The sequence below is a fragment of the Vibrio harveyi NBRC 15634 = ATCC 14126 = KCTC 12724 genome (assembly GCF_001591145.1).
In the GTDB taxonomy this organism is placed as follows: domain Bacteria; phylum Pseudomonadota; class Gammaproteobacteria; order Enterobacterales; family Vibrionaceae; genus Vibrio; species Vibrio harveyi.
On the sequence record NZ_BCUF01000016.1, the window covers coordinates 63,055 to 77,462 of the forward strand.

At 47.4% G+C, this 14,408-nt stretch carries 13 protein-coding genes; 9 read left to right on the forward strand and 4 right to left on the reverse strand.

The annotated features are described in order from the left end of the window. Positions 1–93: 93 nt before the first annotated feature. From VHA02S_RS10570 to VHA02S_RS10585, 4 genes are all read right to left on the reverse strand, one after another. Positions 94–861 (reverse strand): hypothetical protein, encoded by a 768-nt coding sequence (locus tag VHA02S_RS10570; protein WP_009697395.1) that lies wholly within the window; start codon positions 859–861, stop codon positions 94–96. 27 nt (positions 862–888) lie between these two features. After that, positions 889–1,563: a GntR family transcriptional regulator gene (locus VHA02S_RS10575; protein WP_005439897.1), complete on the reverse strand. Its 675-nt coding sequence runs from the start codon at positions 1,561–1,563 to the stop codon at positions 889–891. A gap of 140 nt (positions 1,564–1,703) precedes the next feature. Continuing rightward, positions 1,704–3,236, reverse strand: a complete 1,533-nt coding sequence (locus VHA02S_RS10580) for an aldehyde dehydrogenase (NADP(+)) (RefSeq protein WP_038897582.1) — start codon at positions 3,234–3,236, stop codon at positions 1,704–1,706. 18 nt (positions 3,237–3,254) lie between these two features. Next, positions 3,255–4,256 (reverse strand): 4-hydroxyproline epimerase, encoded by a 1,002-nt coding sequence (locus VHA02S_RS10585; RefSeq protein WP_038897581.1) that lies wholly within the window; start codon positions 4,254–4,256, stop codon positions 3,255–3,257. Positions 4,257–4,366: 110 nt separating this feature from the next. Between VHA02S_RS10585 and VHA02S_RS10590 the strand changes: the two genes are divergently transcribed. The 9 genes from VHA02S_RS10590 (at position 4,367) to tsgA (ending at position 14,393) form a co-directional block, all read left to right on the forward strand. After that, on the forward strand, positions 4,367–5,623 hold the full coding sequence (locus VHA02S_RS10590; protein ID WP_038897580.1) for an NAD(P)/FAD-dependent oxidoreductase: 1,257 nt from the start codon (positions 4,367–4,369) through the stop codon (positions 5,621–5,623). 121 nt (positions 5,624–5,744) lie between these two features. Continuing rightward, a complete protein-coding gene (locus tag VHA02S_RS10595) occupies positions 5,745–6,818 on the forward strand; it encodes a polyamine ABC transporter substrate-binding protein (protein ID WP_038897579.1) in 1,074 nt (357 codons plus the stop codon). Between the two features lie 105 nt (positions 6,819–6,923). Then, positions 6,924–7,895 (forward strand): bifunctional Delta(1)-pyrroline-2-carboxylate/Delta(1)-piperideine-2-carboxylate reductase, encoded by a 972-nt coding sequence (gene lhpI, locus VHA02S_RS10600; RefSeq protein ID WP_038897578.1) that lies wholly within the window; start codon positions 6,924–6,926, stop codon positions 7,893–7,895. A gap of 56 nt (positions 7,896–7,951) precedes the next feature. After that, positions 7,952–8,866 carry a dihydrodipicolinate synthase family protein gene (locus tag VHA02S_RS10605; RefSeq protein WP_009705942.1) on the forward strand — a complete coding sequence of 305 codons (915 nt, stop codon included), beginning with the start codon at positions 7,952–7,954 and terminating at the stop codon, positions 8,864–8,866. 74 nt (positions 8,867–8,940) lie between these two features. Next, positions 8,941–10,080, forward strand: a complete 1,140-nt coding sequence (locus VHA02S_RS10610) for an ABC transporter ATP-binding protein (protein ID WP_038897577.1) — start codon at positions 8,941–8,943, stop codon at positions 10,078–10,080. Further along, a complete protein-coding gene (locus VHA02S_RS10615) occupies positions 10,077–11,357 on the forward strand; it encodes an ABC transporter permease (RefSeq protein ID WP_038897576.1) in 1,281 nt (426 codons plus the stop codon). Before VHA02S_RS10610 ends, VHA02S_RS10615 begins: the two co-directional genes overlap by 4 nt. A 2-nt stretch (positions 11,358–11,359) precedes the next feature. Beyond that, entirely contained in the window at positions 11,360–12,208 is an 849-nt protein-coding gene (locus tag VHA02S_RS10620; protein ID WP_017190291.1) for an ABC transporter permease, read from the forward strand. Between the two features lie 220 nt (positions 12,209–12,428). After that, a complete protein-coding gene (gene deoD, locus VHA02S_RS10625; protein WP_370445480.1) occupies positions 12,429–13,139 on the forward strand; it encodes a purine-nucleoside phosphorylase in 711 nt (236 codons plus the stop codon). A gap of 87 nt (positions 13,140–13,226) precedes the next feature. Then, complete coding sequence (tsgA, locus tag VHA02S_RS10630; protein ID WP_038897575.1) at positions 13,227–14,393, forward strand: MFS transporter TsgA; 1,167 nt, start codon at positions 13,227–13,229, stop codon at positions 14,391–14,393. Positions 14,394–14,408: the final 15 nt, after the last annotated feature.

The following is a 14,408-nucleotide window of genomic DNA, read 5'->3' on the forward strand; positions in this document are numbered from 1 at the left end:
AATTAAAAGTAGCTAGTTGTCGGTTTTAAATTCGATAATTAATATTAAATTGAAAATCAATATAAAATTGATTGAACTTCAATAATGATCATATTAGTTTTTTTTATTGGTGAGTTGCGCGACATATTTTAATAGGTCGCCGTCAATGTCAGGCAGTCCGTCAGAGAAGAAAATTTGTGCTCCTGGAGTACAACGCATTAATACGTTGGTGAGTTCACCATCATCATTAGAAGTATTGATCGCATTGAGCTTAACCAGCTTGTTGTAAACTTCTTCTTCTAGTTGTTGGCGCTGTGCGTTGGTCAAACGAATACGACCGACACAAATCCCCGGATTTACCTCGTGAGATAAGGATTCTTTTTGGAAGCGTTCACGAAATAATGAGTCGAGTTCAGAGCCTTCTTCCATCAAAAAGCGTCGCCCAGAACGGTAGAACAACCCATCACCAAAATCTTCAACATAACCTAGCATTTCCGCGATGCGCAGATAAAAACGCAGACTGGTTTCTGATAGCTGATAGGTTTTTGCAATATCCTTCGGAGCAAGGTTACGAGACGTCACCATATAGATAAAGTCGAGAAGGTAGGGGTGTTCAAGAAATAACGCGCTTTGCTCTTCAGTCAGCATTTGTTCGTTCTCATGCTGAAGCTGATTGGCGAGGTTGGCTAGTTCAATAAGATCGGTGTTTAAATAGTTGAGATAGACAAGGATTTTATCCAAGCCCAAAGAAGGATTATGAAGGTGGCGTTTGATGCTCGACAAGGGAATACCGCTTTTCTCCGACAAAGAGCTGTAGCACAGCCCCTCATCTTTGATCTTTTGTCGCAGCGCCGCTAATAGAAATTTAGGTCCGACATTCATTTCTTAACACCACCTTAGCTGCTGAGCTTATTTTGATGTGTTTTGTTGTTCCAACAACAAGTTACGAATGGCGGTGCCAGCTTCCAAAATGTGTTTTTTCAGCAGATACTTAGCGCCGTCCACATCGCGGTTTTGACACATTTCGAACAAGGTCAAATGCTCTTGCTCTGCCTTTTGAATGCCCGTCGTGAACAGCAGTTGCATGCGAATGTAGCGGTCGCACTTAGTGTTGAGGCTGTAAATCACATCCATGGTTTCTGGCATGTTTGCTGGGGCATACAGAGCTTTATGGAATTCGTAGTTGTAGTTGCTCCATTCTTCTACTTCATCGCCGCTGTTGACTACCGCTTCAAAACGTTCACGGACTTCACGTGCGCGTTCGAGATCTTCGTCAGTCATGTTCTGAATCGCACGCTCTAAAATGTGGCATTCCACTACGGCGCGCAGTTCGAACAACTCGTCGATTTTATCTGGAGAGAGCTCGGTTACTGTTGCCCCTTTATGAGGCTCAAAGCTCACTAATCCTTGTGCTTCCAATTGCACTAACGCTTCACGAACGGGAATACGGCTAACATTAAACTCTTTTGCCAACGCGTCCTGGCGTAAAGGTTGACCAGTTTTTAACTCGCCCTTAAGGATCTGAGTTCGAATCGCTTCCTCAACCAGTTGAGTGCGGGTCTTAAAAACAGGTTTTTGTGACATTGAAGTCTCCCGTCAAAAATAAATATTGTATCCAATTTCTTTAGTTTATTGTTTTTCTGGATTAAGCCAACTGCAAGCGAAGGTTTTGAGATGTGGCGTGAAATAAAAGGCACCAACTGGTGCCTTTTTGAGCCAATGACTTAACTGTGAGCTGCTTTGCCATCTACTGCGCGCGCGATCTCCAATGGATTTTCTGCTTTTAACGAATCGGGCAGTAAGCTTTCTGGTAACGCTTGATAAGCCACCGGACGTAGCCAGCGGTGAATGGCTTCTGCACCAACAGAAGTCGAAGCCGAATGGGTCGATGCGGGATAAGGGCCGCCATGCACCATGGCGTAACCAACTTCTACGCCTGTCGGCCAGCCATTAAATACCAATCGTCCGGCAATCTCTTCCAAACGAGGGATGAGCTGCGATACTTGTGGGTAATCTTCTTCCGTTGCATGAATTGTCGCGGTTAGCGAGCCTGCTAGCGTTTCACTGAGCGAAAGCATATCGGCCACATCTTCACAAACGACGATCAACGATTGTGGACCAAAAATCTCTTCTTCCCACGCAGGATGTTTGCGCCAGTTTTCACTGCTTGTAGCAAAGAGAGCCGAGGCAACACAAGGGGGCTCCGCTTGAGAATAAGTGACGTCAATTCCGTCGTCAGTACCTCGGCTGACGACCTGTGATTGGTAACTATCACGGATTCCGGGAGTAAGTAGAGTAGAAGGAGACTGTTGTCGAATAAGGGCTTGCGCGGTTTCGATAAACGCTTGTGTTTCCGGTGTGTTCAGCGCAAACACTACGCCAGGTTTCGTACAAAATTGTCCACATCCCATGGTCATTGAAGCAACAAATTGCTCCGCTAAGTCGGCTTTGGCTCTCATTGCAGAAGGGAAAATAAACGTCGGGTTAATCGCACCAAGTTCACCATAGAACGGGATTGGCTCAGGTCGCTGCTGCGCTAGGTTGAACAGGGCGCGTCCACCACCAACCGATCCAGTAAAGCCCACCGCTTTAATTTCAGGATGGCTGACCAGAGCTTGTCCTAAAGCACGCTGATTTCCTTGCAGCAAGGTGAAAATCGCTTGTGGTAGCTGCTCTTGTTTCAGCGCTTGCTCGATACACTCTGCAACGATTTGGCTTGTACCTGGGTGCGCCGTATGACCTTTTACAATCACCGGGCAACCTGCCGCGAGAGCAGAAGCAGTATCTCCACCAGCAGCAGAGAAAGCCAACGGAAAGTTGGATGCACCAAATACCGCGACAGGACCAAGCGCAATTTGCTGGCAACGAATATCTGGCTTAGGTAGCGGGGCGCGAGTTGGGTCTGGCGTATCAAGAATGACTTTGTGATAACTGCCAGAATTGACTACGTCAGCGAATAAGCGAAGTTGATTAGCTGTGCGAGCGATTTCTCCTGTCAGACGTGCTTCGGGAAGCGCCGTTTCTAAATGGGCTCGGGCGATAATGTCATCGCTTCTTGCTTCTAATTCACTGGCAATCGTGCGAAGCAGACTCGCACGCTTACTGTTACTTAAGCGGCGAAAATCGCGCGCGACTTTTGCTGCTGTAGTAGCGGCTTGATTGACCTCAACTTCCGTATGAACAGGAAAAGCTAAAGGGAGCGCCTCACCGGTAAAGGCGTTAGTAGCGTAAAAAACGTTGTCGGTTTGCGGGTTCATTGTGATTCCTTACTGTCCTTATTTCACTTCAAATCCATACGCGTATGGGTCTTCGTCATCCACCCAAATGGTGTTGTGTCCATACACTTGCGCCCAACCTTCGATGCTAGGCAGAATAGCTGCTCGCCCGTTCACTTCAGTGACGCCTTCAATACGTCCGTTAAAAAGGCTGCCGATAATACTTTCGTGGACAAAGTCCTCACCTTGTTTGAGTTTGCCTTTGGCATGCCACTGCGCCATACGGGCACTGGTGCCTGTGCCGCAAGGGGAGCGGTCAAGGGCTTTGTAGCCATAAAACACCGCGTTGCGAGCGGTTGCGTTTTCATGAGTAGGGCTACCTGTCCAAAGCACGTGAGAGACACCACACACAGTAGGGTCGTCTGGGTGCACACATTCCACCGCTTTTGAAACCGCTTCACGTACTCGGGGGGAGAGCATCAAAATCTCATCAGGTGAGTAGTGCTCAAGACCGGCATAGTTGGTTTGTGGGTCGACAATCACGTAGTAGTTGCCTCCATAAGAAACATCGACAGTGATTTCTCCCAGTCCTTCTACTTCAACGGTGACATCTTGGTGAGCAAGGTAAGCAGGAACGTTAAAGATCTTAACTGACGTGACCTTGTCACCTTTTGTTTGATAATGCACTTCGATTTGTCCAGCAGGGACGTCAAGGACCAAACGACCTTCTTCCTTCGGTGTGATCAGTCGATTCTCAATTGCTGTGGTGACTGTACCTATTGTGCCGTGCCCACACATTGGTAAGCAGCCGCTGGTTTCGATAAACAAAATCGAGGCATCAGCATTGTCACTGCAAGGCGGTAAAACAACGGAACCTGACATCATGGAGTGACCACGAGGTTCAAACATCAGTGCCTGACGAATCCAATCATAGTGTTCCAAGAAATATTGGCGCTTCTCACTCATGGTATTGCCCTTAAGTGGAGGAATACCGCCCGCCACTAAACGGACTGGATTGCCACAGGTGTGGGCATCGATACAGAAAAAGGTTCCTTGTCTCATTTTTCGCTCCTTGCTGAAAAAATGGGTTGAATCGAACAGGCTTAATGTTATCGTGATGTAAAATATATTGTATACAATCTGCTTTTTCAAATGTGACTTGGAGCATATTCATGTTGGTCAAGGAAGAAACTGGAAATCAAAATATAGCGATAGTAGGCGCGGGGATCATCGGCTTAGCGATTGGCTTAAAATTGCAGCAACAAGGGCATCAGGTGACGCTATTCGACCCGAATGGCGTGGGAAATGGTTGCTCGAAAGGGAACGCTGGACATATTGCCACTGAGCAAGTTTTTCCACTCGCAACACCGGGTGTTATTCCTCAGTTACCTAAGATGTTATTGAACCCCAAAAGTCCAGTCTCTATCCGATGGCAAGATCTCCCTTCCACCATGGGTTGGATGCTTCGGTTCTTATCAAAAGCCAAACCATCGTCGACAGAACCTTCGACCAACGCCATCAAAAGTCTCAATTCAAGAGCAGTGAAAAGCTGGCAACAGCTGCTCGATTCCATCGAGAAAAAAGACCTGATCAAAATGGATGGCTCGTTATTGACCTTTGAAAGCGAGCGGCTGTTCGAACGTTATCAAAGTACGCTAGAAGAGCTAGAAAAACACGGCGTGAAGTATCAAGTTTGGACGCAGAAAACCATCCGTGAACAGCTTCCCGAAATCAGTCGCCAGGTTCGTCATGGCGTGTTTTTTCCTGAGACGGGACATACGTTAGACCCTTATTCCATCTGCGTTGAGCTCTATGATGCATTTGAGAAGCAGGGTGGGACCATTGTTAATAAAACGATTGATGCTCTAAGTCAGTCTGGACAAGTGTTGGTGGAATCAAGTCAATATTCATTCGACCGTATCATCGTTGCTGCTGGGGTGCATTCCAAGCCTTTAGTGGAGCAATTAACTGGTATTTCTGTGCCTATTCAAGCCGAGCGAGGGTATCACTTGATGATGGATGATAAACGGCAAGCGTTGCCGTTTCCGATCAGCTCTGCCGACCGAAAATTCATCATGACGCCGATGGCGAGTGGGCTGCGTTTAGCGGGAACCGTGGAGTATGCACGCATAGAATCTCCCCCGAATATGAAGCGTGCCGAGATGCTGTATCAGCAAGGAGATGCGATGTTCGAAAGTGGATTAAACCCACTCAAGCAACAAGAGAAGTGGATGGGAAATCGACCATCAACAGTGGATTCGTTACCTGTGATTGACCAGATTTGCGAAGGAAAAGTGCTGCTGGCATTTGGGCATCAGCACCTTGGATTAACCCAAGCTGCAATCACTGCCGATCTCATTTTGGAGCTTGTTGAAGGTAAAAGCCCATCGGTTGATCTTTCACCATTTACGCTCAAGCGATTCGCTTAAAAAATTTTAAGATTAAATATTGTATAAAATATATTTAATGCTAATGTTAACGAAAATTTAACAATAAGGTGTCCAGCAGCCGTATCCGGATACCTCCAGAAAACGACCAAAGGAGTAAAACATGTCACGAATGACGAAAGCACCACTGGCGATGTTGATTTCAGGAATGCTGTTGGGGACCTCTGCATACGCAGAAGAGAAATTAACGATTGTGTCTTGGGGCGGTGCGTTTACCAAGAGCCAAGTTGAGGCGTACCACAAACCTTTTATCAAAAAGACGGGCGTTGAGATTGTCTCAGAAGACTTCAGTGGTGGTTTAGCCGAAATCAAAGCGCAAGTAGAAGCCAATAATGTGCGCTGGGATCTGGTATCACTAGACAAGCCAGACATTGTACGCGGCTGTGCAGAAGGGCTGTTAGAGCCTGTTAATCCAAGTATTTTGCCGCCGGGTGCGGATGGCACGCCAGCAGAACAAGACTTCATTGAAGGGGCGATTCACGAATGCGCTATCAACTCGATTGTGGTTTCGACCGTACTTGCCGTCAATGAAGAGGCATTTAAAGGCAAAGCCGCACCAAGCAAGTTGACCGACCTTTTTGATTTGCAGAACTTTCCTGGTCGACGTGCGCTACAAAAGCAGCCTCAAGGTAACTTAGAGTGGGCGCTGTTAGCGGATGGCGTGAAGCCTGAAGAGGTTTATGCCTTGCTAGAGACTGAACAAGGGCGCGAGCGAGCATTTGCCAAGCTCGATACCATCAAATCACAAGTGTTGTGGTGGACCACAGGTGCTCAGCCACCGCAAATGCTCGCCGACAAAGAAGTGGTAATAGCCTCGGCATTTAACGGTCGTATCCATAATGCCAGACAAGATGAAGGTCAGCCATTTCGCATCATTTGGGATCACCAAATGGGATACATGAACGGCTGGGCGATTCCAAAAGGCAGTGCGCACACCAAGCTAGCGCTTGATTTCATTGCTTTTTCGTCGGGTACCAAGCCTTTAGCTGACCAAGCAAAATACGTTGCCTATGGTCCAACACGCAAGTCGTCATCGGCGCAAGTAAGTCCTGAGATTTTGGCAAACCTGCCTACCGCACCGCAGAACTTTAAAACAGCCTTTTTGATTAATGATGAGTGGTGGTCGGATTATGCCGATGAGCTCAATGAAGAGTTTAACACTTGGCTGCTTAATTAGGCATTAACCAAGCGCTAGCTCAGTTGAGTGTTACCACTGAAGAGGCGGGCTTCATGACCAAAAGTTCCGCCTCTGATGTTCCCCCTTATTTGCTTTGGAGAAACCATGAACGTTATCGATGCGCAGCAAGTTGCCAAGTGTTTGAGCATGAAGTCATTGATTGAAACCATGCGAGAAACTTATGCCCAGCCAGCTGCTATTCCCCAACGAAGAGTGATGCCTTTGGAAGAAGGTAAGTATGAAGCATTCGCTTTGCTGCCTACATGGAACCAAGACTTAATCGCGGTTAAAGCTTTTACCTATTTTCCGCAAAACCCAGCAGATGGCAAAGATACGCTGGCTTCCAAAATCTTGGTGTTTAAAAGAGAAGACGGTCAACCCGTTGCATTGGTCGATGGAAAAGTGCTGACCTTCTGGCGTACAGCGGCGGCGTCTGCGTTAGCTGCGGATTACCTAGCGCGTGAAAACGCTTCTCGGTTGCTGATATGCGGAACTGGCAATCTGGCACCATATTTTGCGTGGGCGTATGCCGCAGTTCGACCGCTTAAACAGGTTTATGTTTGGGGACGCAGCTTGGACAAAGCGATGACTACCGTCGATCGCATTGTCTCTTCGCCAGAGTATCAATCCTTGCCAATCGAACGTCAGTTTGCGGTGTCGGTGGTTGAGAGCGTCGATGAGACTCTTGAACACATTGATATCATTAGTTGTATAACCGCTTCCGCTACACCACTGTTTGATGGTGCAAAGGTTCTACCCGGCACACATATCGACTTAGTGGGTAATCATGATTCGGATAAACGAGAGTGTGACTCGACAATTGTGCAGCGCGCACTGGTGTATGTCGATAGCCGTATCAATGTGTTAGCGGAAGCAGGGGATTTACTGATCCCAATCCAAGAGGGCGTGTTTAACGCCGAGCAGATTAAAGGAGAGTTGCCACAGCTTTGCGCCAAAGAAGTGAGAGCGCGTCAGAGTGATGAGGCGATCACCTTATACAAATCGGTGGGCAGTGCCTTAGCCGATTTAGCCGCCGTAAAAGCGGTATTGAAAGAAAGCGGCATCAGCCTAGTTTGAGCATTTTTGCTCGCCTTTTTAAATTGCATACAATATACATATAGGGAAGGAAGTCCATGAAAGTAGAATGGAAAGGTGTCTATCCAGCGGTCAGTACTCAGTTTCGTCACGATCAGTCAATTGATTTAGATGCAACACAAACCGTTATCGATAACCAAATTAAGGATGGCGTCAACGGCATCATCTGTTTGGGTACAGTAGGAGAAAACTGCGCCTTGTATCCAGAAGAAAAACGTCAGGTATTGCAGGCAGCACAAGAAGTGGTCAATGGTCGTGTACCTTTGATTGCTGGTACGGCAGAGTCCATTACCACTGCAGCGATTGACTATATGCAAGACGCTCAAAAAATCGGTATTGATGGCTGTATGGTGATGCCTGCAATGGTGTACCGCACGTCAGAAAGCGAAACCTTTGATTACTACCGCACTTTGGCGCAAGCAACTCCAGAAATGCCAATCATGATTTACAACAACCCAGTTTCTTACGGTGTGGATGTCAATCTCGACATCATGGCGAAACTGGCTGAATTTGAAAGCATTGTGGCGGTGAAAGAGTCCACCACGGATACGCGCCGCATTACAGAACTCTACAACCAATTTGACGATCGCTTTACCGTGTTCAGCGGCGTTGATGACATTGCGCTTGAATCACTGATGCTTGGTGCAACAGGCTGGATCTCTGGCTTGACCAATGCATTCCCTGAAGAGTCAGTAGCGATTTACAAGTTGGCAAGTCAAGGTCGTTACGCAGAAGCGTTGGAGATTTACCGCTGGTTCCTACCATTGCTGCGTTTAGACACCATCCCGACTTTGGTTCAGTGCATCAAGTTGGCAGAGCAAGTGTGCGGACGCGGCTCTGAGCAAGTTCGTGCCCCTCGTCAAATCTTGCAAGGCGCAGAGCGTGAACAGGTGATTCAATTGGTCGAGCATGCGCTTGCTACTCGTCTAGATCTAACTAAATACAATCTATAACCAAGCTGCTTAGCAGGGCGTTAACTGACGCTCTGCTTATTCTTGATGTTCAAAAAAGTGAGAGGAGGGAAGCCATGAATTCGGCGAACAAGGACTATGTCAGCTTTCAACACGTTAAGAAAACCTACGATGGCACCAACTTGGTTGTAAAAGATTTTAACTTAGATATTGCCCCCGGTGAGTTTGTCACCATGCTTGGACCTTCCGGTTCGGGCAAAACCACGTGCTTAATGATGCTTGCCGGGTTTGAAACTGCCACTGGCGGCGAAATTTATATTGATGGCGTACCGGTGAATAACCTTGCTCCGCACAAGCGAGACATCGGCATGGTATTTCAAAACTATGCGCTTTTTCCTCATATGACCATTGCAGAAAACCTTGCCTTTCCGTTAAAGGTACGCAAGCTCGACAGTGAAACCATCGAGAGTAAAGTGCAAAGCGCATTAGACATGGTGGAGCTAGGGCACGTTGCCAGTCGTTATCCCAAGCAGTTATCTGGCGGTCAGCAACAGCGCGTTGCACTCGCAAGAGCGTTGGTGTTCGAGCCAAAACTTGTGTTGATGGATGAGCCGTTAGGTGCGTTGGATAAGCAGCTTCGCGAGCAAATGCAGATGGAAATAAAGCATCTTCACGAAAAGCTCGGCATCACCATCTTGTACGTAACGCACGATCAAGATGAAGCGCTGACGATGTCTGATCGGATTGCGGTATTTAACCATGGCGAAGTGCAACAATTGGCGCCGCCAACTGAGTTGTACGAATCGCCAAGCAATGCGTTTGTGGCGCAGTTTATTGGCGAGAACAATCAACTTACCGGTATTGTAAACACGTTAGGTGCTGCTAGCTGCCAAGTGCAGGTCGGGAAAGCGGCATTCAATGCGAAACCAGTAAGAGTTACAGGGCGAGGGCAGCGTACCACGCTTTCGATTCGACCTGAAAAAATTATCCTTCAGTCTGATGGCGACCTGTGTGATAACCAAGTTTCCGGTATCCTGCGTGAGCTGATTTACCATGGTGATCATTATCGTTTAGTGGTTGACGTCGAGACAGTCGGCAAACTCGTCGTCAAAGTACCAAATGACAATCGCACCCATCTCTCACTTACTCCCGGCGCACAATGCTGCATCGGCTGGCAAAGTGAAGATTGCCACGCCCTTGATTGCTCACAACCTCAATTTCAACCGCAAACGGAATGCAATGAGGAGGCAGCATGAGTCGAGAGCTAACCTCGTTGGACTCGGTATTGGAAATCGAGCGCCAAGTTCATGAGCAAGAACACGATCTCAAAGCTCAGCTGCAAAAAGCAGAACGTAGAAAAACCATTCGCTCGATCATGCTTACTGTGCCCTTGGTGTGTTTCATTTTGCTCACCTTTGCATTTCCCATCTTAGAAATGCTGTATCGCAGTGTCGACAATCGAGCCATACCACAAGCATTACCAGACACTATTCAAGCGCTAGAAAGTTGGGACTATCGCGGTCAGCCGCACCCAGAAGTAATCACTGCGTTTTCTCATGAGCTATTGGCTTTGTATCAAAGCAAAACGCTGCCAAAAATCGCTAATCGCATGAATATTGAAGTTTCCGGAATGCGCAGCTTAATGATGAAAACCGGGAGAAAGTTATCTCGTCTTGAGTCATTGCCAGCATCGATGACAGAGTTATCTAAGCTAGATAAGCGCTGGGCAGAAACTAAGTATTGGGCGGCGTTTAAGAACCTCAGTGGTGCCATTACATTGAGCCACTATTTAGCGGCATTAGACATGCAAGTGAATGAGTTTGGTGAAATTGAAGCGCAACCAGAAAAACGCCAGATCTACGTCGACCTTTTCTTTAAAACCTTTTGGATGTCGGTCTTAATCACGCTCATTTGTTTGGTGATGGCATACCCAGTAGCGTACTTGTTAGCAAATTTACCAGACAAGCGCGCAAACCTATTACTGATCGTTGTTCTTCTACCATTTTGGACTTCGCTACTTGTCCGGACCACGTCTTGGATTGTGTTGTTGCAAAACCAAGGTGTGATTAATGACTTACTGATTTGGTCTGGCTTAACGTCGGAACGGATTCAAATGATCCACAATACGTTTGGCACCGTGGTATCGATGGTTCACATCCTTTTGCCGTTTATGATTTTACCGCTCTACAGCGTGATGAAGGGCATTAGTCCGACTTACTTTCGTGCGGCTCGTTCACTTGGTGCCACGCCTTTGGTGGCGTTCACCAAAGTTTATATGCCGCTGACGCTACCCGGTATTGGCGCAGGTGCGTTGTTGACCTTCATTCTTTCCATTGGTTTTTACATCACACCGGCATTGGTTGGCGGACGAAGCGGACAGATGATTTCCAACATGATTGCTTATCACATGCAAACCTCGTTGAACTGGGGCATGGCAGGGGCTTTAGGCGGTCTATTGTTGTTTGTGGTGTTAGCGCTGTTTTATGTGTTCAACCGCGTCGTGGGCATTAATAATATCAAGGTAGGAGGGTAATCATGGGTTTGCCGAATTATGCATCCAAAGGCGAGAGAGTTGCCTACGCTGGGTATTTGGTCTTTTGCGGCTTGGTGCTGTTTTTCCTTATTGCACCGATTTTAACCATCATTCCTCTATCGTTTAATGCCACACCTTATTTTACCTTTACAGAGGGCATGCTGAATCTCGATCCCGAGGCATATTCAGTGCGTTGGTACCACGAGATGTTCACTAACGAGCAGTGGTTGTTAGCGCTCAAGAACAGCACCTTCATTGCTTTGATGGCGACTTTGATTGCCACAGCGCTTGGCACATTAGCGGCACTAGGGTTAGCCAGCAGTAATTTGCCGTTTCGCAATGCCATTATGGCGCTACTGATCTCGCCAATGATTGTTCCGGTGATCATTTCGGCGGCAGCTATGTATTTCTTCTATACGCGCTTAGGACTGTCCCAAACCTACATCGGCATCATTTTGGCTCACGCTGCACTTGGTACACCGTTTGTGGTGATCACGGTAACGGCAACACTGAGTGGTTTTGACCACAGCTTAGTTAAAGCCGCTGCCAGCCTTGGAGCGAATCCGGTGTATACCTTCAGACATGTGACGTTTCCTCTAATTCGTCCGGGTATGATCTCCGGCGGCTTGTTTGCTTTTGGTACTTCGTTTGATGAAGTGGTGGTCGCGTTGTTCTTAACGGGAGCGGAGCAAAAAACCGTACCAAGGCAAATGTGGTCGGGTATTCGCGAGCAAATCAGTCCGACTATACTTGCTGTCGCGACACTGTTGATTTTTATGTCGGTGTGTCTGCTCGTCACGCTAGAAATACTGCGCAGACGAAACGTGCGTATCCGCGGCATTCAAGAATAAATCTGGTTAAAGCAACAAGCCATTTTGCGGTTACCCTGAGCTTTCTCTGCAAAGAATTACTCACTTTTTGACCGAATGCGCCTCCTTGTGGGCGCTTTTTTCGTTGAATACTGACGCTTTGCTCAGTTATGAGAGCTCGTACTTTCAAACCGGACTTTTGTCCTGAAACTTTATCCTGCTTCCTCATTATGATTGCGCCATCAGAACGAACGAGGAAAACATTATGACTGCTCATATCGCAGGTTCTGCAGAAGATTTTGCTTCAACTGTTATCATGCCGGGCGATCCGCTACGCGCGAAATACATCGCTGAAACCTACCTAGATGATGCCAAACTGGTTACGGACATTCGTAACATGCTGGGCTACACCGGTTATTACAAAGGTCAGCGCATTTCAGTGATGGGGCACGGCATGGGCATTCCATCAATGGTGCTTTATGGTCACGAGCTGATTAATGACTTTGGTGTGAAACGCATCATCCGAATCGGTAGCATCGGCGCGACGCAAAAAGACGTTCACATGCGTGACGTTATCCTAGCCCAAGCGGCAGGCACAGATTCACCGACGAATGCTAAGCGCAGCAGTGGCTACCATATGGCAACGTCTGCAACGTTTGAACTTCTGCATAACGCTTACATGTCAGCGAAAGAGAAGGGCATTGATGTCAAAGTGGGTAACATCTTCACAGGCGATCTTTACTACGATCCGGATGAAGACATGATTCCAGCCCTAGAGCGCTTTGGGGTGCTTGGTGTGGATATGGAAGTAGCGGGCTTGTATGGCTTGGCGCACCAATTCGGCATTGAATCGCTGGCGATTTTGACCGTGTCTGATCACTGCATTACTGGCGAAGAAACCACAGCAGAAGAGCGTCAGCTTTCTTTCAACAACATGATTGAAATTGCGCTAGAAACTGCGATTAAAGCTTAACCCTACAATTAAGTTTTCTTTGAGAGCTGGCTCGCTGGCTCTCTCTAATACTAAGAACATCTATCTCATGAGCCCTTGGAGTGAATTATGAAAAATAAAATAACACTCACCGCAATTAGCTTTCTCGCCAACTTCATCATGGCGGGTTTTGCGACCCAATTTGGTATGTTGGTTGAACCGCTTGCCAACACCTTTGATGCGAACGTTAACGAAGTCGCATCGATTTTCTCGCTATTAAACGGCGGCGCACTTGCCGGTACTATCGCGGCTTTCTTTTTGATTGAAAAAGTCGGCATCAAACGCATGACCGTATTGTGTTACGGCGCGATTGCCGCGGCAGCACTGAGTCTATATGTCGCGCCATCTCTGTTTATCGTGATGCTTGGCATGACTGTGATTGGTTTCTGTGGCGGTGTCGGTCTTTGTATCGCGGGTACTATCGTGGTATCGGTATGGAAAGACAAAATTCAAAGCACCATGCTGGTGGTACAAGACGCGACCTTTAACATTGCAGGCGTCATCTTCCCATTGATCACTACTTACGCGCTGACGAACGCAATGAACTGGAGCATCAGTTACCTAAGCGTGGGCGTTGTGGCGTTGGCAACCATGTTTGTTGCTTTGCTGACTAACTTTAAACAATGTGGCGGTGAAAGCGGCTCTGAGCAAGAAGCAAAATCTGAATGGAACTTCGGCATCATTAGCGGTGGCGTAGGTTTGTTCCTAGGTATGCTTGCGCTGTACACCTTCCTAACTTGGGCGCCAATGTTCGTGAAAGAGAAGTTTGATATCCCATTTGAGCAAGCAGGCAACATCATCACTCAATACTGGTCTGCCGCTCTGGTTGGTGCATTGGTTTCTACCGTGATTGTTTCGCGCATGAAGATTCAGACATTCCTACTGACTATCATCTCTGTTGCTATGGTGATCACTAGCGTTATCGTCACCACGGATAAACTAGAATGGCTGTCATACCTGACTTACGGTTACGGCTTTGCTTGTGCAGCGCTTTACAATGCTTTCATCGCTTATGGTGTATCGTTTGTGCGCAATGCAACCAGTAAGAACGTGTCTTACATCTTAATCAGTGGCAGTGCGGGCGCGATGTTCAGCCCAGCTATCAGTTCGGTAATGGAAAGCGTGGTTGGTCTGCAAACCGTGATGTACGCTATTCCTGTTATCTACGCAGTGGTCGTCGCAATGCTGGTGGTTTCAATGAAATTTAAGACAGTAGAGCAAACGCAAACCGCTTAAATGAAATTAAGTAAG